Source organism: Peribacillus sp. FSL E2-0218, assembly GCF_037992945.1.
GTDB lineage: Bacteria > Bacillota > Bacilli > Bacillales > DSM-1321 > Peribacillus > Peribacillus simplex_B.
The window spans coordinates 992,399-1,016,207 of sequence record NZ_CP150304.1; the positions used below are offsets into that span (position 1 = coordinate 992,399).

At 42.0% G+C, this 23,809-nt stretch carries 22 protein-coding genes, 1 tRNA gene and 1 pseudogene; 15 read left to right on the forward strand and 9 right to left on the reverse strand.

Annotated elements, in window-relative coordinates:
• Window positions 1–98: 98 nt before the first annotated feature.
• Genes MHI53_RS04765 through MHI53_RS04775 form a run of 3 tightly spaced genes read right to left on the reverse strand, consistent with a single transcriptional unit; the run spans window position 99 to window position 3,867 of the window.
• Complete coding sequence (locus MHI53_RS04765) at window positions 99–1,214, reverse strand: GerAB/ArcD/ProY family transporter (RefSeq protein ID WP_340372894.1); 1,116 nt, start codon at window positions 1,212–1,214, stop codon at window positions 99–101.
• A 1-nt stretch (window position 1,215) separates the two neighbouring features.
• Window positions 1,216–2,385 (reverse strand): Ger(x)C family spore germination protein, encoded by a 1,170-nt coding sequence (locus MHI53_RS04770; RefSeq protein WP_340372895.1) that lies wholly within the window; start codon window positions 2,383–2,385, stop codon window positions 1,216–1,218.
• Between the two features lie 9 nt (window positions 2,386–2,394).
• Window positions 2,395–3,867: a spore germination protein gene (locus tag MHI53_RS04775; protein ID WP_061143322.1), complete on the reverse strand. Its 1,473-nt coding sequence runs from the start codon at window positions 3,865–3,867 to the stop codon at window positions 2,395–2,397.
• A 196-nt stretch (window positions 3,868–4,063) separates the two neighbouring features.
• Between MHI53_RS04775 and MHI53_RS04780 the strand changes: the two genes are divergently transcribed.
• Complete coding sequence (locus MHI53_RS04780; protein ID WP_061143321.1) at window positions 4,064–4,801, forward strand: alpha/beta fold hydrolase; 738 nt, start codon at window positions 4,064–4,066, stop codon at window positions 4,799–4,801.
• Between the two features lie 254 nt (window positions 4,802–5,055).
• Here the strand turns inward: MHI53_RS04780 and MHI53_RS04785 are convergent, their stop codons facing one another.
• The 3 genes from MHI53_RS04785 to MHI53_RS04795 form a co-directional block, all read right to left on the reverse strand.
• Window positions 5,056–5,892 (reverse strand): TIGR03943 family protein, encoded by an 837-nt coding sequence (locus MHI53_RS04785; RefSeq protein ID WP_340372896.1) that lies wholly within the window; start codon window positions 5,890–5,892, stop codon window positions 5,056–5,058.
• Between the two features lie 15 nt (window positions 5,893–5,907).
• On the reverse strand, window positions 5,908–6,786 hold the full coding sequence (locus tag MHI53_RS04790) for a permease (protein ID WP_340373644.1): 879 nt from the start codon (window positions 6,784–6,786) through the stop codon (window positions 5,908–5,910).
• 259 nt (window positions 6,787–7,045) lie between these two features.
• Complete coding sequence (locus MHI53_RS04795; protein ID WP_340372897.1) at window positions 7,046–7,690, reverse strand: TetR/AcrR family transcriptional regulator C-terminal domain-containing protein; 645 nt, start codon at window positions 7,688–7,690, stop codon at window positions 7,046–7,048.
• A gap of 217 nt (window positions 7,691–7,907) precedes the next feature.
• On the opposite strand from MHI53_RS04795, the gene MHI53_RS04800 reads away from it, so the two are divergent.
• Complete coding sequence (locus tag MHI53_RS04800) at window positions 7,908–9,092, forward strand: DUF3533 domain-containing protein (protein ID WP_340373645.1); 1,185 nt, start codon at window positions 7,908–7,910, stop codon at window positions 9,090–9,092.
• Between the two features lie 485 nt (window positions 9,093–9,577).
• On the opposite strand, the pseudogene MHI53_RS04805 reads toward MHI53_RS04800, so the two are convergent.
• Window positions 9,578–9,814 (reverse strand): annotated as a pseudogene (locus MHI53_RS04805) (CotD family spore coat protein); the annotation flags it as partial.
• A gap of 342 nt (window positions 9,815–10,156) precedes the next feature.
• Here MHI53_RS04805 and MHI53_RS04810 point away from each other — a divergent pair.
• The 3 genes from MHI53_RS04810 (at window position 10,157) to MHI53_RS04820 (ending at window position 12,037) form a co-directional block, all read left to right on the forward strand.
• Window positions 10,157–11,185: an NADP-dependent oxidoreductase gene (locus MHI53_RS04810; protein WP_061143317.1), complete on the forward strand. Its 1,029-nt coding sequence runs from the start codon at window positions 10,157–10,159 to the stop codon at window positions 11,183–11,185.
• 175 nt (window positions 11,186–11,360) lie between these two features.
• The gene (locus tag MHI53_RS04815) at window positions 11,361–11,774 is read left to right on the forward strand and encodes a YbjN domain-containing protein (RefSeq protein WP_061143316.1); all 414 of its coding nucleotides are present in this window, start codon (window positions 11,361–11,363) and stop codon (window positions 11,772–11,774) included.
• 189 nt (window positions 11,775–11,963) lie between these two features.
• Window positions 11,964–12,037 (forward strand) — tRNA-Gly (locus MHI53_RS04820).
• 181 nt (window positions 12,038–12,218) lie between these two features.
• On the opposite strand, the gene MHI53_RS04825 is transcribed toward MHI53_RS04820, so the two are convergent.
• Entirely contained in the window at window positions 12,219–12,887 is a 669-nt protein-coding gene (locus MHI53_RS04825) for a phenylalanine--tRNA ligase beta subunit-related protein (RefSeq protein WP_340372898.1), read from the reverse strand.
• A 105-nt stretch (window positions 12,888–12,992) separates the two neighbouring features.
• Between MHI53_RS04825 and queG the strand changes: the two genes are divergently transcribed.
• From queG to MHI53_RS04870, 9 genes are all read left to right on the forward strand, one after another.
• On the forward strand, window positions 12,993–14,132 hold the full coding sequence (queG, locus tag MHI53_RS04830; RefSeq protein WP_061143314.1) for a tRNA epoxyqueuosine(34) reductase QueG: 1,140 nt from the start codon (window positions 12,993–12,995) through the stop codon (window positions 14,130–14,132).
• 139 nt (window positions 14,133–14,271) lie between these two features.
• Window positions 14,272–15,135 carry an amidase domain-containing protein gene (locus tag MHI53_RS04835; RefSeq protein ID WP_311316485.1) on the forward strand — a complete coding sequence of 288 codons (864 nt, stop codon included), beginning with the start codon at window positions 14,272–14,274 and terminating at the stop codon, window positions 15,133–15,135.
• Between the two features lie 67 nt (window positions 15,136–15,202).
• On the forward strand, window positions 15,203–15,691 hold the full coding sequence (gene trmL, locus MHI53_RS04840) for a tRNA (uridine(34)/cytosine(34)/5-carboxymethylaminomethyluridine(34)-2'-O)-methyltransferase TrmL (RefSeq protein WP_061143313.1): 489 nt from the start codon (window positions 15,203–15,205) through the stop codon (window positions 15,689–15,691).
• Window positions 15,692–15,769: 78 nt separating this feature from the next.
• On the forward strand, window positions 15,770–16,519 hold the full coding sequence (nfsA, locus tag MHI53_RS04845; RefSeq protein WP_061143312.1) for an oxygen-insensitive NADPH nitroreductase: 750 nt from the start codon (window positions 15,770–15,772) through the stop codon (window positions 16,517–16,519).
• A 304-nt stretch (window positions 16,520–16,823) separates the two neighbouring features.
• Entirely contained in the window at window positions 16,824–17,672 is an 849-nt protein-coding gene (locus MHI53_RS04850; RefSeq protein WP_340372899.1) for an ABC transporter ATP-binding protein, read from the forward strand.
• Window positions 17,623–18,543: an iron-hydroxamate ABC transporter substrate-binding protein gene (locus MHI53_RS04855; protein ID WP_340372900.1), complete on the forward strand. Its 921-nt coding sequence runs from the start codon at window positions 17,623–17,625 to the stop codon at window positions 18,541–18,543. Before MHI53_RS04850 ends, MHI53_RS04855 begins: the two co-directional genes overlap by 50 nt.
• A gap of 67 nt (window positions 18,544–18,610) precedes the next feature.
• Entirely contained in the window at window positions 18,611–19,621 is a 1,011-nt protein-coding gene (locus tag MHI53_RS04860; protein WP_061143309.1) for an iron ABC transporter permease, read from the forward strand.
• Window positions 19,618–20,625, forward strand: coding sequence for an iron ABC transporter permease (locus MHI53_RS04865; protein ID WP_340372901.1), 1,008 nt, complete (start codon window positions 19,618–19,620; stop codon window positions 20,623–20,625). The genes MHI53_RS04860 and MHI53_RS04865 overlap by 4 nt, the downstream gene beginning before the upstream one ends.
• A gap of 504 nt (window positions 20,626–21,129) precedes the next feature.
• Window positions 21,130–23,025: a PrkA family serine protein kinase gene (locus MHI53_RS04870; RefSeq protein ID WP_061143307.1), complete on the forward strand. Its 1,896-nt coding sequence runs from the start codon at window positions 21,130–21,132 to the stop codon at window positions 23,023–23,025.
• A gap of 124 nt (window positions 23,026–23,149) precedes the next feature.
• On the opposite strand, the gene MHI53_RS04875 is transcribed toward MHI53_RS04870, so the two are convergent.
• Window positions 23,150–23,359 (reverse strand): hypothetical protein, encoded by a 210-nt coding sequence (locus tag MHI53_RS04875; RefSeq protein WP_061143306.1) that lies wholly within the window; start codon window positions 23,357–23,359, stop codon window positions 23,150–23,152.
• A 118-nt stretch (window positions 23,360–23,477) separates the two neighbouring features.
• On the opposite strand from MHI53_RS04875, the gene MHI53_RS04880 reads away from it, so the two are divergent.
• The gene (locus MHI53_RS04880) at window positions 23,478–23,657 is read left to right on the forward strand and encodes a hypothetical protein (RefSeq protein ID WP_061143305.1); all 180 of its coding nucleotides are present in this window, start codon (window positions 23,478–23,480) and stop codon (window positions 23,655–23,657) included.
• Window positions 23,658–23,809: the final 152 nt, after the last annotated feature.

The window sequence follows — 23,809 nt, forward strand, 5'->3', positions numbered from 1 at the left end:
TAAATATGTAGCATTTATAATTATAAAGGTATAGGAAGGAAAAACCATGGTAATCCGAATAAAATATTATTTCATACTATTGCAATCATTCAGTTTATTTATTTGCTGGGGAGCTTGGCGAATTTTCCTCTTACAAAAGTGATCATGAGAATCAATAGAGGCACAACGATTTGAAGAGGTACATGCAAAAGGAATGGTACAAGTTCAAGGCCGATTTTTACATGGAGGGAGTTATTGTCGGAATATAAATATGAGAAGGCGATAATGGCAAGGAAGACCGTGGAAACAAGGCTATTATTATTCACTTTCCATTTATTCATACAATCTTTAGCAACGAATATCGATGCAAATGTGAATACGGTTATTTTAAAATAACAGCCAATCATGAAAATGATGACAGCCAATATATCCAAGCGCTGGAAAAAACCGATCAACCCAATATGTTCTATGGTCGTAACAAGCGGATAAGAATAAGACTTAGCTAAATCAGGGTGTAATACGCCGATCGTTAGAAAAGAAAAAATGGATAGTAAAAAGGTTGAAATGACAATGACGATGCTGCCGCCTTTTGACAATGATTTTTTTTCCTTCAAGAAAGGAAGCAACGCTAAAGAAACAACCAATTCACCATAAGGGAAGGTAATTAGTGTAGGGAAGACGGTCTTAACAATCTTCGTAACGTCTAATGAATGGAAGGGCATGATATAATCAATGTGAAAATTGCTGCTTAATACAATGAAAAAAGGAATGAGTAAGAGAAATAAAAGGGTGACCGACCCGAAAATCACAGCCGACCGTACAAATGGCTCGAGTCCTTTTGAATACGTATAAATAATGAGTAAGAATATGGTGAATTTAATGAAGAAGGGGTGCATATTGTGCAACAATGTACTATTGATGAAATGGACGATATCATTTAACACCCTTGATGCTATGTAGGCAAAATAGACCGCATAGACAGCGGATATGATAAATCCAAGATGCTTGCCGAATTGAGCAGTAAGTATAGGATTAAGACCCTGATGGTGATTTTCATTCCAGATATAAACATACAGATTGAATAAAAGCAGGCCGGTAATGCCTGCCAGTACATTCGCCAGCCATGAATATTCACCTGCATCAAGCCCCAGTCCTAAAATAATGGCGCTTCCAAGGAGAAATAGCAGCATGACGAACTGCATTTCTATCATTCCAACTATGGGTTTTCCGCTCATATTAGTCACCTCTTGACTTGTAATTTCCGACATTCTGTATGGTGATATTAGAATGGATCTCTATTTGGGCAGTCTTGATGCTTGTTGACCACTCTTCTTCAAGGGTGTTCCATAACTTGGGATTCTTATTTTTAATGAAATGACCTAAGCCAAATGGATCTATTTCATAGCCTTGGGCAATGGAAAGGATCTTGTTTTCTTTTTTCTGTATCGTTTTATTTATTTGCTTTTCGAGCTGTTCGATCGTGTCGGGATCATTCAGATTCCCATGGCAGTTGTACTGACGTATGTCTCCTGATAGATTAAGGGTGTATTGAAAAAGGTAATTATTTTCGACCCTCTTATATTCCCTGTTCTTGACATGACCATTAAATAATTTGAAGGCGAACTTTTCTGGACCTTCCGGACAAGTTGATTCTATTATGAATCCTGATGATTTTCCGTTAAGCAATTGGAGAAATAAAGAATCCCTGTAATCCAGGTACTTTTTCAGATACTCATCTTTAAATAATCCAAACCCGCCAAATACAATGTGGGCAGGGTTTGTCGTATCGAGATTATCGCGGCTCATTCCTTTTTGGAGATCGCCCTTTAATACGATATAAGGCAATGAACTATCTTTTCCCTCTTCTAATAAATCCACTTTTATTTCGCTCGCATTTTGCAGGACATGTTTTCCTAATTTATTCAGTGTATTCGTAATTTCAAGTGCTGAATAGCCTTCGACAGGTGAAAAAATCTCCAGTAGTTCACTGGCCTTGTTGCCTTTAGTGGTAATGATCAGTGCATTGGCCGGTATATCAGGGGAATGGAGGATATATTCAACTATTTCCTTCGTTCTGCCTTTACGTGCCAATTCTTCCCCCAACACGATGATCTGCTCTTGTTTTAAGTCCACATACCTGGATGTATTCATCGATATCTTTTCCAATGCGGTATCTATCGTTTTCCCTTTTGCCTTATACACGATGTAAGGAGAGTTATTCAATAGTTTTTCACCGGAAATCTCTCCTGGATTGATGAGTTGTAAAGACACGACATAGCCTTCTTTTTCATAGTCAATCCCAAGTGCAAATGAGAAAGACGATTGATTCAATTCATGCTTGTCCTCTTGAGAGAAGAAAATGGATGCAACGGATAAAATGATAAAAATTAAATAGAGGTATTTCATTCATTTCCCTCATTTTTTATGATTTTTGATCAGGTCATCTTTGCTGTATTTTTTTGTCGTGTTGATGATTTTTTTTAATGGAAGCCGGACAAATGTGTCTTTTAAATCGACAGTTTTCACTGGAGCGATGGGGGATAAGTAAGGCACCCCAAAACTGTTTAAACTGCATAAATGATTTACCAGGACAAATGTGCCGAGCATGATTCCATATATGCCGAATATACTTGCTAAAAACACGAAAATAAACCGGATCATTTTAACGCTATTGGCAAAGGGGTGGATCGGTACAGCGAAATTCAATACATATGTAGCTGAAACGACGACCAATGAAGCAAGCTGGACCAATCCTGCATCAGCGGCAGATTGCCCTAATATCAATGTTCCGATGATGGAAAAGGCCAACGTGATTCCCGTGGGCAAGCGTATCGAACTCTCTAAAACCACTTGAAATAATAACATGAACACAATCACTTCCAGCACGACAGGCAAAGGAACGATTTGGCGCTGGGCCGCCAAATTGATTAATAGTTCACTTGGGATCAGCTCCTGGTGGAACAAGGTAAGGGCAATGTATAACGGGATTAAATAAATGGATACGATGAAAGAAAAGATCCTTATCAATCGGGTCATTTCGAACAATGATTTTTCATAATAGTCTTCAGGTGATTGCAAGAATTGAATAAATAGAGCAGGAACGATGAGGACGTTTGGAGATCCGTCACAAATTATCGCAATCTTCCCCTCCAATAAATGACCAGAGGTAACATCCGGACGCTCCGTGGTGAATACCAAGGGAAAAGATGTTATCTGATCGCCGCTGATGCTTTCTTCTATATAGGAAGAATCCAAGATGGATGAAAGCTCGATCGATTGTACCCTTTTCCTGAGCGTTTCCAATATTTCCTGATCGACCTTATCCGCAAGATACATAAGGGAGATGCTTGTATTCGTTTCCTCTCCAATTGTTTGTTCCTCTATCACGAGGTCTTCATTTTTCAGTCCTCTTTTTATTAAGGAGATATTATTTTTAGCAAGTTCCGTAAACCCGATTTGTGGCCCTTTCAAGACCCGCTGGGACTGTGGAAAAGTAAATGCCCTGTCCTTCCAGTCTTCTGTATCAGCGGATATGCATCGATCGATCCCGTCAATCAGGACAATCGTCTTTCCGTTCGTCAGGTGACTGATGAGTTCAGTCTTCGTATTAATCACATGGATATTGGATATTTCGATGGTATTGGTAATGTCATTGAGTGGATGAGCAGCAGAAATTACGTTCATATGCAACAATGGGCGCAAAATATGCTCCTGTATGGCAGCCTTATCCACGATGGTATCTAAATAAACCATACAAATTTCCTTCCTCACTTCTAGTAGAGGTGGGGAAATCGTTCGAACGATCAATTCCTTATTCGAATGGAAGGATTTCTGTATGGAAGCTATATTAATTTTTAGGGAATCCGATAAATTCTCTACGCTCTTCATGGTGTTTCCCCTTATATTCTTTTTAGGTTAATATAACCAATTCCCTTTTGAATATTCCCATCGGTCACAATCCGCCCTAGGCATTTTTCATGGTGCCTATAATCCATTTTGTGAAATGAGGATGTTCCTTGATTTATAATCGCTGATGGGTATGATTAGAATTGTAGTTAAAATGAATGGTTAAGGTGAGGTAATGATGAAGAAAATAATAAAATATGGTCTTATAAGTCTGATTGCTGTCTTATTGATTGCTTTTGGGGGGTTCTATATTTGGTCTGAACAAACATATAAACCAACCAAGCAGTTGCATGCTTTAGTCAACGAGAAGGAATGGAAGGTTCAAGACGGGTTTGTCGTGATTGAACCTAAGAAGAGCAATGGGACTGGGATTGTCCTATATCCAGGAGCTAAAGTAGAGCCTGAAGCCTATGCCTATTATTCGAAACAATTGGCAGCAAAAGGGTACACGGTTCTGATTGCGGACGTTGCCTTCCATTTTGCCCTATTGGACGTGAATAAGGCAGCGGATGCCAAAAAGTTATTCCCGCAAATGAAACAATGGTATATCGGGGGACATTCTCTAGGAGGAGTGGCAGCCGCTTCCTACGCTTATAAGCATCAGGATGAGGTGGAAGGGATTATCTTCCTCGGATCCTATCCTAGTAAGTCAAGTGACTTTACCGACATCGACATGCCGATCCTTTCCTTGTACGCTGAATACGACGGGCTGTCAACGGTCGAAAAAATTAAAGAAAATGAACACTTGCTTTCAAAAGAAACGACCATGCATAAAATAAAGGGGGGGAACCACGCCCAGTTTGGAATGTACGGAAAACAAAAAGGAGATAAGGAAGCAAAGATTTCCGCTATTGAACAGCAAAGGGAAATGGCCACGGCGACAAAGCAATGGCTGGATGAGCTTGAAAAGAATTAGTGTGAGCTTGATCAAGAGACGTGACCTTGGCTAGAAATGAACGAGTGTCCGTGTTCCCGCCTAACAAATGCGTGTCCAGACAAGACATCGAGCGCAGATGGCACCCTGAACGCCCCTGTAAAGCTAAGCGCATGCATCGGGAGGGAATTATTTGATTTTATAAAACTAAAAAAACTGGAGGCAAACTCGATTTCCGTTGAGTTTTGCCTCCAGTTTGGGGGAAGGGGCATGCTCCTTCCCTTTTTGAATTTGTCTTAATATTGTCTGTATACATAGGGGTCATCGGGTTCAGCCACTTTGCTGTGTGATGATACTTTAAGAACGGGGATGGTCTTCTTGAAAGGTTGATAATACATGGTCTCCACCTCACCTGTCACAGAATACCACTCATCATTTTTAGGATCCATCCCTTCAGGAAATTCGATCAGCATGCCGAATACCCCAGAGTCAGCGACACAATGAATGACCCCAAAGCGAAACAGGAATACCTGGTTCTTGGCTAGATCATCTGAATGATACGAAAATCCTGTCAACGTAATTTTCTTACCGGTGAACTTGCCCGGAGAGTAATAGATCGCTTCCAAGTCGGTAAGGTAGTTTTGATCGGTCAGCCGAAGGCTATCATGCTTGCCTAAGCTTTTGAGCGATTGATCCATTAAGGTTAAATAGTCATCCTTGCCGTAATAAAGGCTGGTGTCTGGCTGCAGGAATTGATGCTGGCTATATTCATCCGAGTCATCATACACAGGGAAGTGGAACCCCTTTTTTTCCACGATATTGGAATCCATTGTGGCAACGGGCAAAAAGAGTCCAGTGAAGATGGGAAGTGAAAAGAGGGTATATGTCACGGCCTTTTTCCATTTCTTGTTATCCTGGTTGTGATCATGGCCGCACTGGCAATCATCACAATGATCCTGATCCTCTTCTTTGAAAAATAAGTAGGCCCCCATTATCGTGAAAAGGGCCAGTATATAGATCGCGATCTGTGAAACATAAGAATACTCCATATTAATGTATTTCGATATATTCCCTGAGGCGTGTAAGTGCATGAATAAAAAAGTCAGTCCAAGTAATATGAATAATCTTCCCATATAAAAACACCCTCTTTAAGAAATAAACAATAAGGTTAAACCTAGTACCCCGATGAAAATATAAGCCAACAAACATAAAACGAACTTTGTTTTGAAGGTACCTAAAAGCATGATGGTATTTTTAATATCGAACATGGCCCCGAACACAAGAAAAGCAACAAGAGAAGAAGGGGAGAAGGTACTTCTAAAAGAACTTGCCACAAAAGCGTCTGCTTGAGAACAGAGGGACATCACATAAGACAAAGCCATCATGACCACATTCCCGGATAGATTTCCATGACCGATATCAAGCAATACGGATGTTTTCAGAAAGGTCTGTATGGCAGCGGCCAAGAGTGCACCGATGATTAAATACTTTCCTACAGAGAAGAACTCTTCGATCGAATGCTTGAACATTCCTGTAATCTTGCCTTTGACAGTAAGGGAATGCTGATGTGTATGCACGATGTGTTCAGTTTTTAGCTGATTGGTCTTGAATTGGAAAGAAATGATGAAAGCAATGAGTAGCACAACCAATAGTGCAGTGCCGCCACGATAGAAAACCATGCTCCAATCATTTCCAAATGCGATATAGGTTGAAAACAGAACAATCGGATTCAATATAGGTGCAGAAAGCATAAAGGCGATCGCTGCTGAAAGAGGAACGCCTTTAGCAATCAAGCGGCGGGTAATCGGGACGATCCCACACTCGCATGCAAGAAAGAAAATCCCTGCTCCTATTGCGGATAAAACAGATAAAATCGGATTCTTCGGTATGATCTTTGCAATCATCTCTTCCGACACAAAGATTTGAATGATTCCAGAGATAAGGACCCCCAATAGAATGAAGGGAAGGGATTCAATTAGGATGCTAATAAATATCGTATTCATTTGCAAAAGGGCCTGAACGTTCATCATTAACCACCTTCCATAAAGCTGACTTACCCATATTAGGTTCGTGATGAAAGGAAGTCAATTTTTTATTACTGGAGAAATCGACTAAAAGTTGAATGAACATGAAGGTATAGACAAAAAGGGAGGAAATATGGTCAGGTAGTCTCATATATAAGCTTGTACGGGGGAAAAGCATTCTTATTCAATTGTATTGAAAGCGTGTTTTAGTGGGTTTTAAAACACGCTCTTTTGTTTGATTGAATATAGGCGATTAATCTGGTTAAGTTGCTTCGCCACTGCCGCCGTCAATCTGAGGTTTTAATTCCTCCTTAAGACCAGCCACATATACCGGACCATAGTACGATATCTTTATTAGTGTTGAGGCCATTTCTTGAGGGGGCTGCTGCATGCCGTTTTCCAACCAGTATTGAATGACACCAAGATGGGCAGAAGTGACATACGCCATCAGGTGCTCAATGGGAACTAAGAGTGACTCATGATTCAGGTTTTTCATCGCTTTTTCAAGAAAGTTGGTTCTCATAAATTGTTTTATTCTCACTTGAAAGGCAGGATCTCCTTTTGGACCTAAAATTAATTTCATGAATTGGGCATTTTCTTTTATATACTCAAATAACTTCACTAAAGGTATCGGATCGTTCAGTAATTGGGAATCAACGAGCATTTTTGGTTTTAATTCTTTGAAAAATTCTTTCATTTCTTGAATGATTTCGTCTTCGCTCTTTTTCAATAGATCGTATTTATCCTGGTAGTGTAAATAAAAAGTCCCGCGATTAATATCGGCCTTTTCCGTTAGATCTCTGACCGTAATTCGTTCAAATCCCTTTTCTTCCATTAAATGTGTGAGGGCGTCTCGTATCATTCTTTTTGTCCGGATTATGCGTCTATCCGTTTTTTGATCAGACATGGGCAAACTACCAACTTTCATTCTTTTTTTCAATAATAATGAACAATATATGACTTTGTGTTAAGTAATGGACGTAAGCTTCGATATTGTTTATTGCGTAAATCCCTTATTTAATTATAATTTACATAGTGATAATAAAACAACACTGTGTGCATTACTTTGGAACAAGGAGTGCTGGATGGTTAAAGAAAAGGAAAAAGGAGATAAATTTATGAAAATGGTAAAAAATAAAATGGTGTTTTTAGCACCCATAATTGCATTGGCAGTTGTTCTTATATTTAGCCTGACGTTGATTCCGTCGGTGAATCCAACACCAAAAAACCTGCCCATTGCTTTTGTTAATGAAGATCAAGGAGTGACACTTCCCGATCAAACAAAGGTAAATATGGGTGAGAAAATGGCTGACATGATTAAAACTTCAGCTGAACCTAAATCAGATGAAGAACCCGTTGTGGATTGGGTTACCGTAAAAAACTATAAAGAAGTTAAGCAAGGTTTAGACAAGCGGGAATATTACGCGGCATTGGTCATTCCAAAAGACTTCAGTCAAAAGCAGGCATCTCTTCAGACTCCAAAGCCTTCATCACCTGAAATTCAAATTTTGGTGAACCAAGGAATGAACACGATGGCATCCACTCTTGCGGGACAAATGCTAAATGGAATCGTGGACAATATGAATACCAATATCCGCAGCCAGATTCTAACCGGATTCGAAAAACAAGAAGGTACACTAACGACAAAGCAAGCTGCTGCGTTAGCAACACCGATTACAAAGAATGTAACCAATGTAAATGAAACAGGAACACATAGCGCCAATGGGAATGCGCCCGTGTCGCTATTCCAGCCGCTTTGGATGGCGTGCATAGCTGGTGCCGCTTTCCTTACTATCATGCTGAATAAACTTCCGTTTGCAAACCGGAGAGAAAAATTGGCGAATCAATTGGTACAGGTGCTCATAGGTGCTGTGCTCGCCATTTTGGTAGGCTTTGGTTTGACGTGGATGGCTGATGCAGTGGGGATGCATATTCCCCATTTCACTAGCATTGCTTGGTTCCTATCCATTGCTTATTTCAGCTTCTTCTTAATGATTTCGGCTGCCCTTTCTTGGCTGGGGATGAAGGGATTGCCGTTATTCGTCATTATCCTCTTCTTTGGAGCCCCGCTACTGTCGATGGCCCCAGAGCTGATGTCTTCTTTTTATACTAACTGGATCTATTCCTGGCTGCCGATGCGCTTCATGGTTGATGGATTGCGTGAGTTATTTTTCTTTGACAAGGGGCTAAGCTGGAATCATCCTACTGCTGTTTTAGTAGGCATTGGCATAGGCGGACTTACGGTTTTATGGGCTTCTGCCCTAAAACCGGGACCTAAAAAAGAAGGAGAATCTCAAACAAACATGTAAGGGAAGTTGTTAAATTGGGATAACAAAAAGGTTTCGGAATGGTTTTCTTTCCGAGACCTTTTTCATGTTTCAGCTGTAGGAAAATATGTATATTGACGATCGTTTAATGCTAAACCTCCCCTGGTTCGACGAATTCAGTATGAAAGCAAGAAGTCAGTAAGTGGTTGAAAGTAACGAAATAACGGATGCAATAATATTTGAAAAAGGAAATGTCACCACAAATATCGATTGTCAGGATTATACAAGATACTATACAGTCATCTACCATTCCCCTTGATCTTTTCGGTTCAGTATTTCAGAAGTTCGATGTCGTAAGGGAAAAGAAGGGATTAGAAAAACCCCTTATAGGGGCTTTTTAATGGTCAGAACCGATAGGGCATTGGGGAGTGCCAAGAGTTTGGCGGACAAGGATGCGGAGGGCAAGGATTATGCGGCATTTCACAAATGAGGTTTTGCGTGCAGCACTCATTCACTACAGATTGAGTATGCGGGAAATAATGTTTATACGTGTTGATATGTTTGTTCACCGTTTTGGTATGAGATGGATGGATTACAGGTATTACCGTGTTCGAGACGTTTGTATTAACGTATTGCTTTGTTGGTGAAACCTGCGGCGGGTCATATTGAGTAGGACTAACGTTGGGCGGACAATATTGCGGCGGGCAATGTTGTGGTGGACATTGACCCCAGTTTGGCTGTTGCCATGAGTTATTATTTTTCATTTCTAAACCTCCATTTAAATTAAGTCATGATATTTTATGTGAAATAGTTGAAAATGAACTAATGTGGATGCCTATTTTCTATACAGAATCACTAGTACGAATGACTGGCACAGCAAAAGGAAATAGTAAGGGACATGTGAGAGATACCAAAAGCGAATAAGGTACGGGCTGCGGATGATGTATCGATATTCTTCCCCAAAGGGACGTAAGACCAAAAAAACAGGAAGAGCTTACGTGAAGTGGAATGGAAGCATTAGGAAGTCATATCCTTTGACTAAGGAACTTTATCGGTGATACGCTTTTTTTGATAATACGTATTTATAAATCAAGGAGGAACGAATGATGACACAATCCAAACAACAAAAAATCACCCTGGCAAATCGTCCAAAAGGTATGCCCACGAAAGAAGATTTTAAATTTGTGGAGAGTGATGTTCCCACACCAAAAGGCCAAGAGATTTTAGTACGGACGCTTTATTTATCGGTAGATCCCTATATGAGAGGAAGAATGCAAGATACCAAATCATATATTGCACCATTTGAATTGAATAAGCCCATTACTGGCGGCGTCGTGGCCGAAGTGGTGGAGTCTAAATCGGACTCCTTCAAAAAGGGAGATGTGGTTGTTGGCAATATCGACTGGGCGGAATATACAATCGTCACGGAAAAGGAAATCCGCGTAATCGATCCAAAAGTTGCTCCAGTCACAACCTATTTGGGGATTCTTGGAATGACAGGGTTGACAGCTTACTTCGGTTTGCTTGATATCGGTAATCCAAAAGAAGGTGAAACGGTCGTGGTTTCCGGAGCGGCAGGTGCCGTTGGTTCGGCTGTTGGACAAATAGCCAAGATTAAAGGCGCGAAGGTCGTCGGCATCGCCGGATCGGATGAAAAACTAGAGTACTTGACGAATGAGCTAGGCTTCGATGGAGCCGTTAATTATAAAAAAGATAGTTTTGTGGATGATTTAAAACGAGCTGTTCCTGATGGAGTCGATGTGTATTTCGATAATGTGGGCGGAGAAGTCACAGATGCCGTGTTCACTCTATTGAATACAAATGCCAGAATCCCGCTATGCGGGGCGATTTCTTCATATAATGCAGAAGGGAAAGATGTAGGGCCTCGTCTGCAATCGGCCATGATCAAAACAAGTGCCACCATGAAAGGGTTCACCGTCGGAAATTATGCTTCCCGCTTCAAAGAAGGTGCGACGGAATTAGGGAAATGGGTTCAAGAAGGAAAACTGAAGTATGAGGAAACGATTATTGAAGGATTTGAAAATACGCCTGATGCATTTTTAGGCTTATTTAAAGGAACGAACCTCGGTAAGCAGCTTGTAAAAGTCGCGGAGCCCATGTTCGCTAAGCTATAAAAATTTTATCGGTTTTCAGATTAAGCTTGAGGAAAACGGGCCTTTTTCGGTATCGAATCGAAAGAGGCCCGTTTTGCTTAACATGCATGAGCCTTTAGATTAGATTTTTAGAAAAGACTGTAAAAATGCCAATTTTCAGTATAAAATGTACATACATACAGAAAGGTGATGAACCATGTCAAACGTTGCTGAATTTCGTGATTTTTTAACTAGTGAGAAAATCTATATGAATGAACTGAATGAAGATGGCACGACCTTTTTTAGAGCGGAGCAAAAGTTAAAGGATGGCTGGAAGGTCCTGCTAGTATTTGCCTTCAATCAAGATGAAAATGTGGCCGACTTATTTTGCTTTAATGTCGCCGAGTTGAAAAATCCCGATAAGAAGCAGGCTGTACATACTTTGTTAAATGAATATAATGCGAACTTCAGGTATTCAAAGCTGTATGAAGAAAACGGGACCATTTCCATCCGTTATTCATACTCGATCGAAGGTGAGTTCATCCCGGATCTTGCGTTCAGGAAGTTAATCATGCTATTGGAAACGGCGCAGCAGGTTTACCCGCGGCTAATGGAAGTGATTTGGTCTTAAGCTCTCAATGGGGATGATAGAAAAAGTTCACTGATTCAGGGGACTTTTTATCATCTTTACTAGAATCAAAGAATATAGGATCGGTACCTGTCATAAATATTAATAATTTTAAAAAGAACTATTGCATTTATTCGCATTACACTATATAATTGATTTTGTTGGTGATTCGACAAAGTTCTACAAACACATGCGGGTGTAGTTTAGTGGTAAAACCTCAGCCTTCCAAGCTGATGATGAGGGTTCGATTCCCTTCACCCGCTCCAATACATACTCATAACGTAGGGTTTCGTTACCTGGAGAACGAAGCTTTGCGTTTAAATATTATCATGAGAATTCTACTGTTTACAGTGGGATTTTTTTATGGTTTCTGTCTAAAAGTCTTTTCTGAATGACTCAAAAAGACCCCTTCCGATATCGGCAGGGGTTATGTCTGTTGAATGTTGGCTATCCTTCTATAATCGAGTAAGTTCCTTCACCGCCATGTATTTCAAGGAACATGTCCATCAGCGATTTCGTTAGTTGACGGGCTTCCTCGATTGGTGTCTTAGGTTGTAAATAAATGATTTGGAGGGCTCTTTTCGTTTCCTCGGTGACTTTCGTTCGCTCTGAATCAACGTAAGGACTGCCGAATGGACCTTCATGATCGGCTGAAGCGATCATATTATCCAGTGAATTCAAGCGGCCGTTCAAATCGACATAGCCATCGGCACTCTCGCCGATTTTAATCGAGATTTTTCCCGCCAATTTATCCGCATCATAAATACCGATCGGCACCTCATATAAAAGGGAGAAAAAGGTATTTAAATCGATAGCCGAATGGATGGGCGCCAAGTAATTCTGTTTTTTGACGCGGCGATATAGGGCTTCCACGGAAGGGCGATAACGTGATGGGTTTGTTCCTGTCGCCTTGAAAATCGCTCGCCACTCTTTAATGCCGGAAAAATCGCTCAATTCCTTTTCTTCAAGGTCGAAGAAGAGAGCCTCCTGAAATAATTGCAGTCTCCCTTTCACCATTTGTGGCGAGGGGCCTACTTCGATATTGTCATATGTGATGATCCCTACTTTGAATCCAGGGATTTTATTGCTCAGATCAGCGGATATGTTAATTTCCAAGCGTTTCACCTCCAAAAATGATTGCAATTAGTTTATCATAGATAGCAATGGTTTGAAATGAATGCAAGATTCGACGGGAATACTTAATGAACGTAGGTGATAATCATGGATATGAATACTTTCAAGCAAGAAGTGATTTTATATAGTAAAGAGATCGGTATCGATAAAATCGGTTTTGCATCGGCTACCACCTTTACCGAGTTGAAAAGTCGGCTCATTCGTCAACAAGAGTTGGGGTATCAATCCGGGTTTGAGGAACCGGATATCGAAAAAAGAGTCAGGCCGGAATTGATATTCGATAAACCGCAATCCATCATTTCGATTGCACTGGCCTATCCTTCGAAATTGAAGAATGCTCCTCAAAGTAAAAAAGGTGAACGGCGGGGGATTTTCTGCCGGGCTTCCTGGGGAACGGATTATCATGCCGTGCTGAGAAAAAAATTACAGTTACTGGAGGATTTCATTACTGATAAAGCGCCCGGAGCAGTCTCGAAATCGATGGTTGATACGGGTGAATTATCCGATCGGGCGGTGGCGGAGCGCGCCGGGGTTGGCTGGAGTGCGAAAAATAGCATGATCATTACACCGGAATTCGGGTCTTATGTATATTTGGGGGACTTGATTACCAATCTGCCCTTTGAGCCTGATCAGCCGATGGAAGATCAATGCGGGACATGCAATAAATGTGTTGATGTTTGTCCGACAGGTGCGCTCGTTCAGGGAGGGCAACTGAATGCCAAGCGCTGCATTGCCTTTTTAACCCAGACAAAAGGGTTCCTTCCGGACGAATTCAGGACGAAAATAGGCAATCGTTTGTATGGATGCGACACATGCCAGACTGTCTGTCCAAAGAATAAAGGAATCGATTTTCATTTACATGAAGAAATGGAACCTGACCCGGAATTGGCCAAGCCGCTGTTGAAACCGCTGCTGACGATTTCTAATCGGGATTTCAAAGAGACGTATGGACATGTATCCGGTTCTTGGCGCGGTAAAAAACCCATTCAACGAAATGCGATATTAGCTTTGGCACACTTCAAGGATGTAACGGCTTTGCCCTTATTGATCAAGGTCCTGAAGGAAGATCCGCGTCCGGTCATACGGGGAACGGCAGCTTGGGCAGTGGGGAAAATTGGCCGCGAAGAGGCTGTTTCCGTACTGGAAGAGGCGAGAATGAAGGAAATGGATGCAGAGGTTCTGGACGAAATCGAGAAGGGACTGCAGTTTACTTTGGAAACGCAATGATATATGAAGAAGCCGCTCCATTATGGGGGCGGCTTTTTTTTCGATGGTGCTGACAAAATGGGTTCTTAACAATTACGAAGTTGTGTTTTTGTCCATGCCTTCATACATACACATTAGCATAGAAGGTAAGAAGGAGGGCATGAACTTGAGGAAACAATTGCAACGGCTTCTACAGGAAAGGATCGAGTTTTATACTTCCGATAATCAGGAACGCAGTGAACGGAAATACCATTTGAAAAAGGAATTGATGAGGAGCCGTGAGGCGGAAATTGTCAGGGTGAACGCTGCAGGCAAAGTTCATTCGAAGAAAAAGGAAGACAGTGATACAGTCCTGACTTATCAAGTGCATCTGCAATATTTATTGAAACAGGAGGATTCATTTTATATCGAAGAAGAAATGGAAGAAAGGGAAGCCAGGTTTCGAAATGGGTATCTGGTCGATGAACGTGAATTGGTCCCGATTTTCGAAACGGAAGGGGGACAGCCAAAATGGGATGCGGGAGCCGAGCGTCTTGCCTATAAGTATGAGCGGATGAGGGCAGTTCAATATGCCGAGCGTTGGTGGAATGAATTCAATCCCGATTATTACAAATTCACCGATGACTGTACGAATTTCATTTCACAATGCTTACATGCGGGGGGTATTCCGATGTGGGGGGCCCCAAACAAAAATAAGGGGTGGTGGATCAGGGGGAAAAGCTGGAGTTACACATGGACGACGGCAAATGCTTTATATCATCTGCTAAAAGCGGGAAATGTCATCAGGACGAAGCAAGTGGAGTCGGCACGGGAATTGAATTTAGGTGATATCCTTTGTATTGATTTCGAAGGGGACGGACGGTTCGACCATAACCTGATCGTGACGGCGAAGGATCAGGATGGGATGCCGCTCGTTAACGCCCATACGATGAACAGCCGTCATCGGTATTGGACGTATGAGGACTCGACCAGATATACACCGAACATCGTTTATAAATTTTTTGTGATTTTGGATGGAGGCTGATTGATTTTTAGTCTTTTTTGTTTAATGGTATAATTAAGGTGAAGTTTAAACTAGAGGTGAAAATGAAGTGGCCATACATGTAGTTTTATATCAACCACAGATTCCAGCAAATACAGGCAATATCGCAAGAACATGTGCAGGGACTGATACGTCCTTGCACCTCATTCGTCCGCTCGGTTTTTCGACCGATGACAAGCAGCTCAAAAGGGCAGGACTGGATTATTGGGAGAATGTGAAGATCCATTATTATGATTCATTAGAAGAGTTTTTCGAAAAGAATGCCGGCGGTGAATTTTATTACTTGACGAAATTCGGGGAACAGCCGCACTCAAGCTTTGATTACAGTGATCAGGACAGTGAAATTTTCTTCATTTTTGGCCGTGAAACGACAGGGCTTCCAAAAGACCTGATCCAGGAGAATATGGATCGTTGCCTGCGGATTCCAATGACCGATAAAGTACGGTCCCTGAATTTATCGAATACAGCGGCGATCTTGGTATATGAAGCATTGAGGCAGCAGAACTACCGTGAATTGGATCTGAAAACAAAAGACTGAATGTCACCGTCATCCATCATCGGGGATATCAGCTCCGCTGGTGGATGTTTGTTTACATATTTATAAGGGGTGGGAATAATGAATACGATTATTGAGAAGATTCTAGATCACCGTTCCATTCGTTCTTTTGAGGATAGGCCCTTGTCGGAGGAACAAATTCATACGATTGTGGAGTGCGCCCAGGCTGCATCCACGTCCAGTTACATACAAGCGTATTCCATCATCGGTGTAACCGATGCGGAAAAGAAGGCCAAGCTTGCTGAACTGGCCGGGCCGCAATCTTATGTGGAAGAGAATGGTCATCTTTTCGTTTTTTGCGCCGATTTATATCGGCAGGATATCGTTTCAGAGATGGAAGGCACGGACGTGACCGAATCACTTGAAAGTACCGAAAAATTCATGGTCGCTTGTATCGATGCTGCCCTGGCAGCTCAAAATGCAGCATTGGCGGCTGAATCGATGGATCTTGGCATTTGCTATATCGGAGGCATCCGGAATCATCTTCAAGAAGTATCCGATATATTGAATATACCGCATCGTGTCATTCCTTTATTTGCACTTGTTGTCGGATATCCTAAGAACTGGTCTGATAAAAAGCCGCGATTGCCGCAGTCCAATATTTATCATGAAAATGGCTATCAAGAGGATAAGCAGGAATTCATCAATCAGCTTGGCGGCTACAACGCAACGATTTCCGATTATTACGAGCAAAGGACCAATGGGAAACGTAAAGATACCTGGACAGGACAAATGGCCGGTATGCTTGAAAAGAAAAGCCGACTATATATGAAAGATTACGTGGAGAAGCAAGGATTCAAAAAACATTAAGTGATCGTTAAGACCTAATGCGTATTTTTTGCCTTTTCAATAAGTTAGTAATCTAGCTAAATGAAAATGGCGTGACTCAATCAAGAAAGATCCCGGAATTTTCCTGGATCTTTCTGTTTTTTTTCGGTTAATTGGTAAAAGGAATTTCAGTTTATTCATCCTCTTTAACTTTCTTCTTAAATACCCATGAAATGCTATTGACAATATATTTGGATAGAATTATAGTAATTAAGTAATGGATAATGATAATCATTTTCACTCGTGTTTTTACTTACCTATTTTTCAGTAATTGGAGGTTGAAATAATGGTTCGCCTATATACAGAGGAATTAAACATTGGGTATGGTGAACGTTTAATTGTAAAAGATCTCAGTGTGGAAATTCCAGATAAAAAAATCACAACGATCATCGGTTCAAATGGGTGCGGAAAATCCACACTTTTGAAAGCGATCACCCGTATCATCCCCAATCAAGCAGGGACGGTTGTATTGGATGGTGTGAATATCTCCAAAGAAAGCACAAAGATCCTTGCAAGAAAAATGGCCATCCTTCCGCAAACGCCCGAAAGTGCAAGCGGATTGACAGTCGGAGAGCTTGTCTCATACGGCCGCTTCCCTTATCAAAAAGGATTCGGGCGGCTGACCCAAAAAGATTACGATGTGATTGATTGGGCTCTTGAAGTCACTAGTACGAAGGAATTCAAGTTCCGTCCGGTGGATGCTCTCTCGGGAGGTCAACGGCAGCGTGTTTGGATTGCGATGGCATTGGCTCAGGAAACGGAAATCATCTTTCTTGATGAGCCGACCACATATTTGGACATGGCACATCAACTAGAAGTTTTGGAGCTTTTACAGAAGCTGAATGTAGAACAGGGACGTACGATCGTCATGGTCCTTCATGATTTAAACCAAGCGGCCCGCTTTGCCGACTATATCATTGCCTTAAAAGACGGGGAAGTCGTGAAAGCAGGAGATTGTGAAGAGGTCATCACGCATGAAGTGCTTAAGGATGTATTCCATATTGATGCGGTAATCGGACGAGATCAACGAACGAACAAACCAATGTGCAGCACCTACAATTTATTAAAAGGAGATTCAACACCAAATGAAAAAGATTCTGATCCCGTTTATCCTGCTGTTAGTGTTAATTATTAGTGCTTGTGGTAATAATGAGTCAACGGAAAAAGAGAAAATCTCGGATACGAAAAAGGAAAAATCGGGCACCATCACCTATCAATCTGAAAATGGTCCCATCGAAGTGCCTGCGAATCCTAAGCGTGTAGTCGTGCTATCTTCATTCGCAGGCAGCGTATTGGCTTTGGATGTTAACCTTGTCGGGGTTGACTCATGGTCCAAAATGAACCCGAATTTCAAGCTGGATGACGTCGAGGAAGTAACGGACGATAATCTGGAGAAAATCATCGATTTGAATCCGGATCTGATCATTGGTCTATCCACGATTAAAAATGTCGATAAATTAAAAGAAATTGCTCCGACCGTAACTTATACATACGGGAAAGTGGACTATTTAACACAGCATGTCGAAATTGGCAAGCTATTGAATAAAGAAAAAGAAGCTCAAGCATGGGTGGATGATTTCAAAAAACGGGCAAAAACCACTGGCGATGAAATCAAGGCTAAAATTGGTGAAGATGCCACCGTTTCCGTCTTTGAAAAGTTTGACAAGCAGTTCTATGTATACGGCGATAATTGGGGCCGTGGAACGGAAATCCTTTATCAGGAAATGAAATTGGGCATGCCTGAAAAGGTAAAAGAAACGGCATTGAAGGATGGGTATTTTGCCTTGTCATTGGAAGTCCTGAAAGACTATGCCGGTGATTATGTCATTTTGAGCAATAACAAAGATCAAGATAATTCATTTCAACAAACTGATACGTTCAAAAACATACCTGCGGTTAAAAACAATAAACTATTTGAAGCTGATGCAAAAAAATTCTACTTCAATGATCCAATAACATTAGATTACCAATTGGACTTCTTTTCAAAAAGCTTTCTTGGTAAATGATACAGCGAGGGAGAGGGAGTCTGAACCCTCTCCTTTTATTCTATAAAAAAAGAGATGAGAGAGACAGATGACTAATGATAATCAACGTTTCATCCCATTTACATATAAACTGATCATAGCGATCGTTGCTTTTATCGGCATGTTCATCATAGCGATGGTATTTGGTGCAGCGGATGCGACCATCAAGGATGTATGGCAAGCCCTGACATCGAATGCTACCGGTGAGAAGATTTCCATCATTCGGGAAATCCGCCTTCCTCGTGAGGTGGGGGCAATCTTCGTCGGCTCGGCACTTGCCGTTTCAGGCGCCATCATGCAAGGAATTACGAGGAATCCGCTTGCTGATCCCGGACTGCTTGGATTGACGGCAGGGGCAAATGCAGCCCTGGCGATAACGCTGGCACTCGTTCCATCAGCTAATAACTTAGGTATCATGGGTGCATGCTTTATTGGTGCCGCTGTCGGGACACTCATGGTTTTTGGTATTGCTGCGATGAAGAAGGGCGGTTTCTCCCCATTACGAATCGTATTGGCCGGTGCAGCGGTCTCAGCCTTCCTATTTGCCGTAGCGGAAGGGGTCGGCATTTATTTCAAAATATCAAAAGATGTATCGATGTGGACTGCCGGCGGGAATATTGGAACATCTTGGGGGCAGCTTCAGGTAATCGTTCCGTTTATCATAATAGGCATCCTGGTCTCCTTCATTTTTTCCAGACAGCTCACCATCCTTAGTCTCAGTGAAGAAGTGGCGGTGGGGTTAGGTCAAAAGACGGCACAAATCAAAGCGGTTCTTTTCGTCGTCGTCATTCTGCTTGCAGGTGCTGCGGTTGCGTTAGTCGGAAATATGGTTTTCATCGGGTTGATGATTCCACACATGGTCCGGGCCATCGTAGGTACGGATTATCGATTCATCCTCCCGATGTCCGCCGTTTTAGGAGCTGCTTTCATGCTTTTGGCCGATACGATCGGCCGTACAATCAATTCTCCGTATGAAACACCAGTGGTCGCGATTGTTGCGTTGATAGGTTTGCCCTTCTTCCTCCTAATCGTACGAAAAGGAGGGAAAGCATTTTCATGATCTCTTCAGCTTTAATCAAAAAACAGCGTTGGCTAATCGGTGCCTTAACCGCACTCATCATCATTACCATCATCATCGGTACGTGTTTAGGCTATTCGAATCTTTCCATAGGGCGGCTGATTCCGACGCTTCTTGGACAAGGGACCTTTAAAGAGGAATTCATTTTATTTTCCGTCCGGTTGCCACGGATCATCATCACCCTATTGGCAGGAATGGCTCTCGCACTATCAGGAGCGATTTTACAGGGAATTACCCGTAATGATCTAGCCGACCCAGGAATTATCGGGATTAACTCCGGAGCAGGTGTAGCCATTGCCGTTTTCTTTCTGTTTTACCCTATAGATGCAGGTTCATTTGTTTATATGGTTCCAATAGTCGGGTTTATCGGTGCGATGCTGACAGCCTGTATCATTTATCTTCTTTCATATAGGCGAAGGGTTGGCCTTGAACCGGTTCGGCTCGTATTGATCGGGGTTGGTTTTTCCATGGCGCTTTCTGGCTTGATGATCGTTCTCATATCTTCAGCGGAACGGGCCAAGGTCGATTTCATAGTGAAGTGGCTGGCCGGAAATATTTGGGGAGCGGATTGGCCGTTCATTTGGGCAGTCCTTCCTTGGTTGATCGTCCTCATTCCATTCACTTTATACAAAGCGAATCGGTTGAATCTGCTTGGTTTAAGCGAACCGGTCGCTATCGGAGTGGGAGTATCGATTGAAAAGGAACGGGTCGTCTTGCTCATAACAGCTGTCGCACTTGCTGCTGCTGCCGTTTCCGTTACGGGCGGAATAGCCTTCATCGGACTTATGGCACCTCATATAGCGAAATCCTTGGTCGGACCTCGAAATCAATTGTTCATTCCGATTGCCGTATTGATCGGCGGATGGCTATTGCTCCTTGCCGACACAATAGGACGTAATATAGTCGAACCAGAGGGAATTCCTGCAGGCATCATGGTTGCCTTGATCGGTGCCCCTTATTTCATGTATTTATTGCTGAAAAAATAATTGCAGTTTAAAATCCCTTGGTTTTTTCAAGGGATTTTTTGCTTTGCCACAATTTGTCTGTTTAAAGATAGCCGTAAATCCTCTAATAAACAAAGGGGCCTGATCAACCAATGATCAGGCCCCTTTGCTGGGAATATTAAAAAATAGGGTGTTATTCCTTTACTTCACACCTGGTTTATCGTCATACCCAGCAGTGAAGATAGCGGCTAAAAATGTAAGAGCTACTGCAACGATAATAACTGTGCCCATGCTGTGACCTCCCTTTACCCAAATTGTCCCACTTTAGTATAGGCTTAGTATACCCTAATTTTTAGCAGGAGTGCACACAATTTTTCTTGCGGGCGGATTTGTCATCGATTGTTCAAGGATCAAGCCTTTTCCTTTAATTAAAATGTGAGGGGACATCGGAAACATGCCCTGTGACTTTTTAAAGTCTGACATGTTTGTCAGACTTGGAGCATAGATTTAAGTATTCTCTGAAAGTGACAGGGGGAGGTTCCTTAAATGGATATATTAAAGAAAATTGAAAAATTTAGAGAAGATGAACAGAAGCTCAAGTGGGAAGGCACCTTCGCAGAGTACTTAGACATATTGAAAGAAACGCCATTAGTTGCTCAATCTGCTCATTCACGTGTATACAACATGATCAGAGATGCAGGGATAGAGGAAGTAAATGGTTCAAAGAAATACAATTTTTTCAGCGGTCAGTTGTTTGGCCTCGAAGATTCACTCGAAAGGCTCATCGAGGAATATTTTCATCCGGCAGCAAAGCGGCTGGATGTGCGAAAACGGATCTTGCTGCTCATGGGCCCCGTTTCAGGAGGGAAGTCCACGCTCGTTTCTTTGCTGAAGCGCGGGCTTGAAAATTATTCATTAAAAGAAACAGGTGCGATATACGCAATAAAAGGATGCCCGATGCATGAAGACCCGCTGCATCTCATCCCACAATATTTACGGAATGATTTTTATGAGGAATATGGCATTAGGATTGAAGGAAACCTATCGCCGCTGAATGTAATGAGGCTTGAAACGGAGTATGGAAACCGGATTGAAGATGTGATCGTCGAACGTATCTTCCTTTCAGAGGATAAGCGTGTAGGGATTGGGACTTTCAGTCCATCCGATCCCAAGTCACAGGATATTGCTGATTTGACGGGCTCGATCGACTTTTCAACCATTGCCGAATATGGATCTGAATCCGATCCGAGGGCTTATCGTTTTGATGGCGAGTTAAACAAAGCGAACAGAGGGATGATGGAGTTTCAGGAGATGCTGAAATGTGATGAAAAGTTTTTATGGCATTTGCTTTCATTGACCCAGGAAGGGAATTTCAAGGCTGGACGATTTGCACTCATCAGTGCGGATGAGCTCATTGTGGCCCATACGAATGAAACGGAGTATAAGGCGTTCATTTCCAACAAGAAAAATGAAGCCCTGCACTCCAGGATCATCGTCATGCCGATTCCATATAATCTGAAGGTTACCGAGGAAGAAAAGATTTACGAAAAAATGATTCATGAGAGCGATGTTTCCAATGTTCACATTGCCCCCCATACACTCAGGGTGGCGGCGATCTTCAGCATCATGACCCGCCTGAAGGATCCGAAAAAGGGTGATATCGATTTAGTGAAAAAAATGAGGCTGTATGATGGGGAAAATGTGGAGGGCTTCAATTCCGCTGACATCAATGAGCTGAAAAAAGAATATCAGGACGAGGGCATGAGCGGAATCGATCCTCGGTACGTGATCAACCGGATATCGTCTACGATCATCCGGAAGGAAAATCCGTCCATTAACGCCTTGGATGTACTTATGTCATTGAAAGCAGGCCTTGACCAGCATCCGTCCATATCGAATGAACTTCGGGAGCGTTATTTGAATTTCATTTCACTCGCCCGGAAAGAATATGATGCAATTGCCAAAAACGAAGTGCAAAAAGCATTTGTCTATTCCTATGAAGAGTCGGCTAAGATCCTGATGGATAACTACTTGGACAATGTCGAGGCATACTGCAATAAATCAAGGCTGCGCGATCCGTTGACGGGGGAAGAAATTAACCCGGATGAAAAATTGATGCGCTCGATTGAAGAACAAATCGGTATCTCCGAGAATGCCAAAAAAGCATTCCGAGAAGAAATATTGATCCGTATTTCTGCCTATGCGCGGAAAGGAAAACGATTCGATTATAATTCACATGATCGCTTACGAGAAGCCATTCAGAAAAAGCTATTCGCAGATCTAAAGGATGTCGTAAAAATCACGACTTCAACGAAGACACCGGATGAAAGGCAATTGAAGAAGGTGAACGAAGTCATTACCAGACTTATCGATGAGCATGGGTATAATTCCACTTCAGCCAATGATTTACTGCGTTATGTCGGCAGCCTGTTAAATCGGTAATCAATCCTGCCCCTACCCTCAATATTGGGTAGGGGTTAATCATTTTCTTGCGAAGAACTTGCAAAAAAATACTGGGCCCATATTGATTAGCCCAGTATGTTCAAGACATAGTCCATAGAACTATTCATTTAGTTACATTCAAGCCGTATTGTTCGATAAGAGTGACGAGTTGGTCTGATGAAAGTGTGTCTTCACTGTGATCGACTTTTATTTCGCCATCATCGACATCGATGATCGCACGCTCCACACCTTCCGTTTTCAAAAGGATCGATTCCAAATTCAAAATGGGGCCTTCGGATGTCGCTTCTTTTACATAAAGTGTAGTTGTTTGCATATACTTGCACCTCCTTGGATTTGCTATTCTGTCTTATCTATACCCCATCTTCATGTTAGATATGTTACGTTTTGATTTTGGAAATATTGGGTATCAATAAAGTAGAGGTGATGTCAAAATGAGTAAAGAAGAACTGAAAAAAGAGCATGTTCCGGAAAACAGCTCAATGGCCAAGGATTATGAAGAAATGAAAGAACTTGGAAAGCAGATGGAAAATCAAAGGACCAATGAAGAATTGAAAGAGTGGGATAAACGCCCTGGCACGGTTCAGCATGAGGTGGAGGTAGATAAAGATTGACGCATAGCACTACGATCGTAATTTTTCCAAGGTAAAGGATGGTCCAGGATGTTAATGGAGCATCCTTTTGTTGTGGAGCCTTTTAGCTGCTTAAATGATTCGGAGGCTCTATCCTTATATGTAAAGCTGCTTCCGTTTTCCTCTTTCGTATA

What these genes read in the sequence shown, in the direction of transcription:
- MHI53_RS04865 (WP_340372901.1), top strand. Translation starts at nt 19,618, where the DNA reads ATGATCTCTTCAGCTTTAATCAAAAAACAGCGTTGGCTAATCGGTGCC.
- MHI53_RS04860 (WP_061143309.1), top strand. Translation starts at nt 18,611, where the DNA reads ATGACTAATGATAATCAACGTTTCATCCCATTTACATATAAACTGATC.
- MHI53_RS04815 (WP_061143316.1), top strand. Translation starts at nt 11,361, where the DNA reads ATGTCAAACGTTGCTGAATTTCGTGATTTTTTAACTAGTGAGAAAATC.
- MHI53_RS04835 (WP_311316485.1), top strand. Translation starts at nt 14,272, where the DNA reads ATGAACTTGAGGAAACAATTGCAACGGCTTCTACAGGAAAGGATCGAG.
- MHI53_RS04875 (WP_061143306.1), bottom strand. Translation starts at nt 23,359, where the DNA reads ATGCAAACAACTACACTTTATGTAAAAGAAGCGACATCCGAAGGCCCC.
- MHI53_RS04855 (WP_340372900.1), top strand. Translation starts at nt 17,623, where the DNA reads ATGAAAAAGATTCTGATCCCGTTTATCCTGCTGTTAGTGTTAATTATT.
- MHI53_RS04770 (WP_340372895.1), bottom strand. Translation starts at nt 2,385, where the DNA reads ATGAAATACCTCTATTTAATTTTTATCATTTTATCCGTTGCATCCATT.
- queG (WP_061143314.1), top strand. Translation starts at nt 12,993, where the DNA reads ATGGATATGAATACTTTCAAGCAAGAAGTGATTTTATATAGTAAAGAG.
- MHI53_RS04880 (WP_061143305.1), top strand. Translation starts at nt 23,478, where the DNA reads ATGAGTAAAGAAGAACTGAAAAAAGAGCATGTTCCGGAAAACAGCTCA.
- MHI53_RS04780 (WP_061143321.1), top strand. Translation starts at nt 4,064, where the DNA reads ATGAAGAAAATAATAAAATATGGTCTTATAAGTCTGATTGCTGTCTTA.
- MHI53_RS04870 (WP_061143307.1), top strand. Translation starts at nt 21,130, where the DNA reads ATGGATATATTAAAGAAAATTGAAAAATTTAGAGAAGATGAACAGAAG.
- MHI53_RS04850 (WP_340372899.1), top strand. Translation starts at nt 16,824, where the DNA reads ATGGTTCGCCTATATACAGAGGAATTAAACATTGGGTATGGTGAACGT.
- MHI53_RS04810 (WP_061143317.1), top strand. Translation starts at nt 10,157, where the DNA reads ATGACACAATCCAAACAACAAAAAATCACCCTGGCAAATCGTCCAAAA.
- MHI53_RS04795 (WP_340372897.1), bottom strand. Translation starts at nt 7,690, where the DNA reads ATGTCTGATCAAAAAACGGATAGACGCATAATCCGGACAAAAAGAATG.
- MHI53_RS04800 (WP_340373645.1), top strand. Translation starts at nt 7,908, where the DNA reads ATGGTAAAAAATAAAATGGTGTTTTTAGCACCCATAATTGCATTGGCA.
- MHI53_RS04775 (WP_061143322.1), bottom strand. Translation starts at nt 3,867, where the DNA reads ATGAAGAGCGTAGAGAATTTATCGGATTCCCTAAAAATTAATATAGCT.
- nfsA (WP_061143312.1), top strand. Translation starts at nt 15,770, where the DNA reads ATGAATACGATTATTGAGAAGATTCTAGATCACCGTTCCATTCGTTCT.
- MHI53_RS04785 (WP_340372896.1), bottom strand. Translation starts at nt 5,892, where the DNA reads ATGGGAAGATTATTCATATTACTTGGACTGACTTTTTTATTCATGCAC.
- MHI53_RS04790 (WP_340373644.1), bottom strand. Translation starts at nt 6,786, where the DNA reads ATGAACGTTCAGGCCCTTTTGCAAATGAATACGATATTTATTAGCATC.
- MHI53_RS04765 (WP_340372894.1), bottom strand. Translation starts at nt 1,214, where the DNA reads ATGAGCGGAAAACCCATAGTTGGAATGATAGAAATGCAGTTCGTCATG.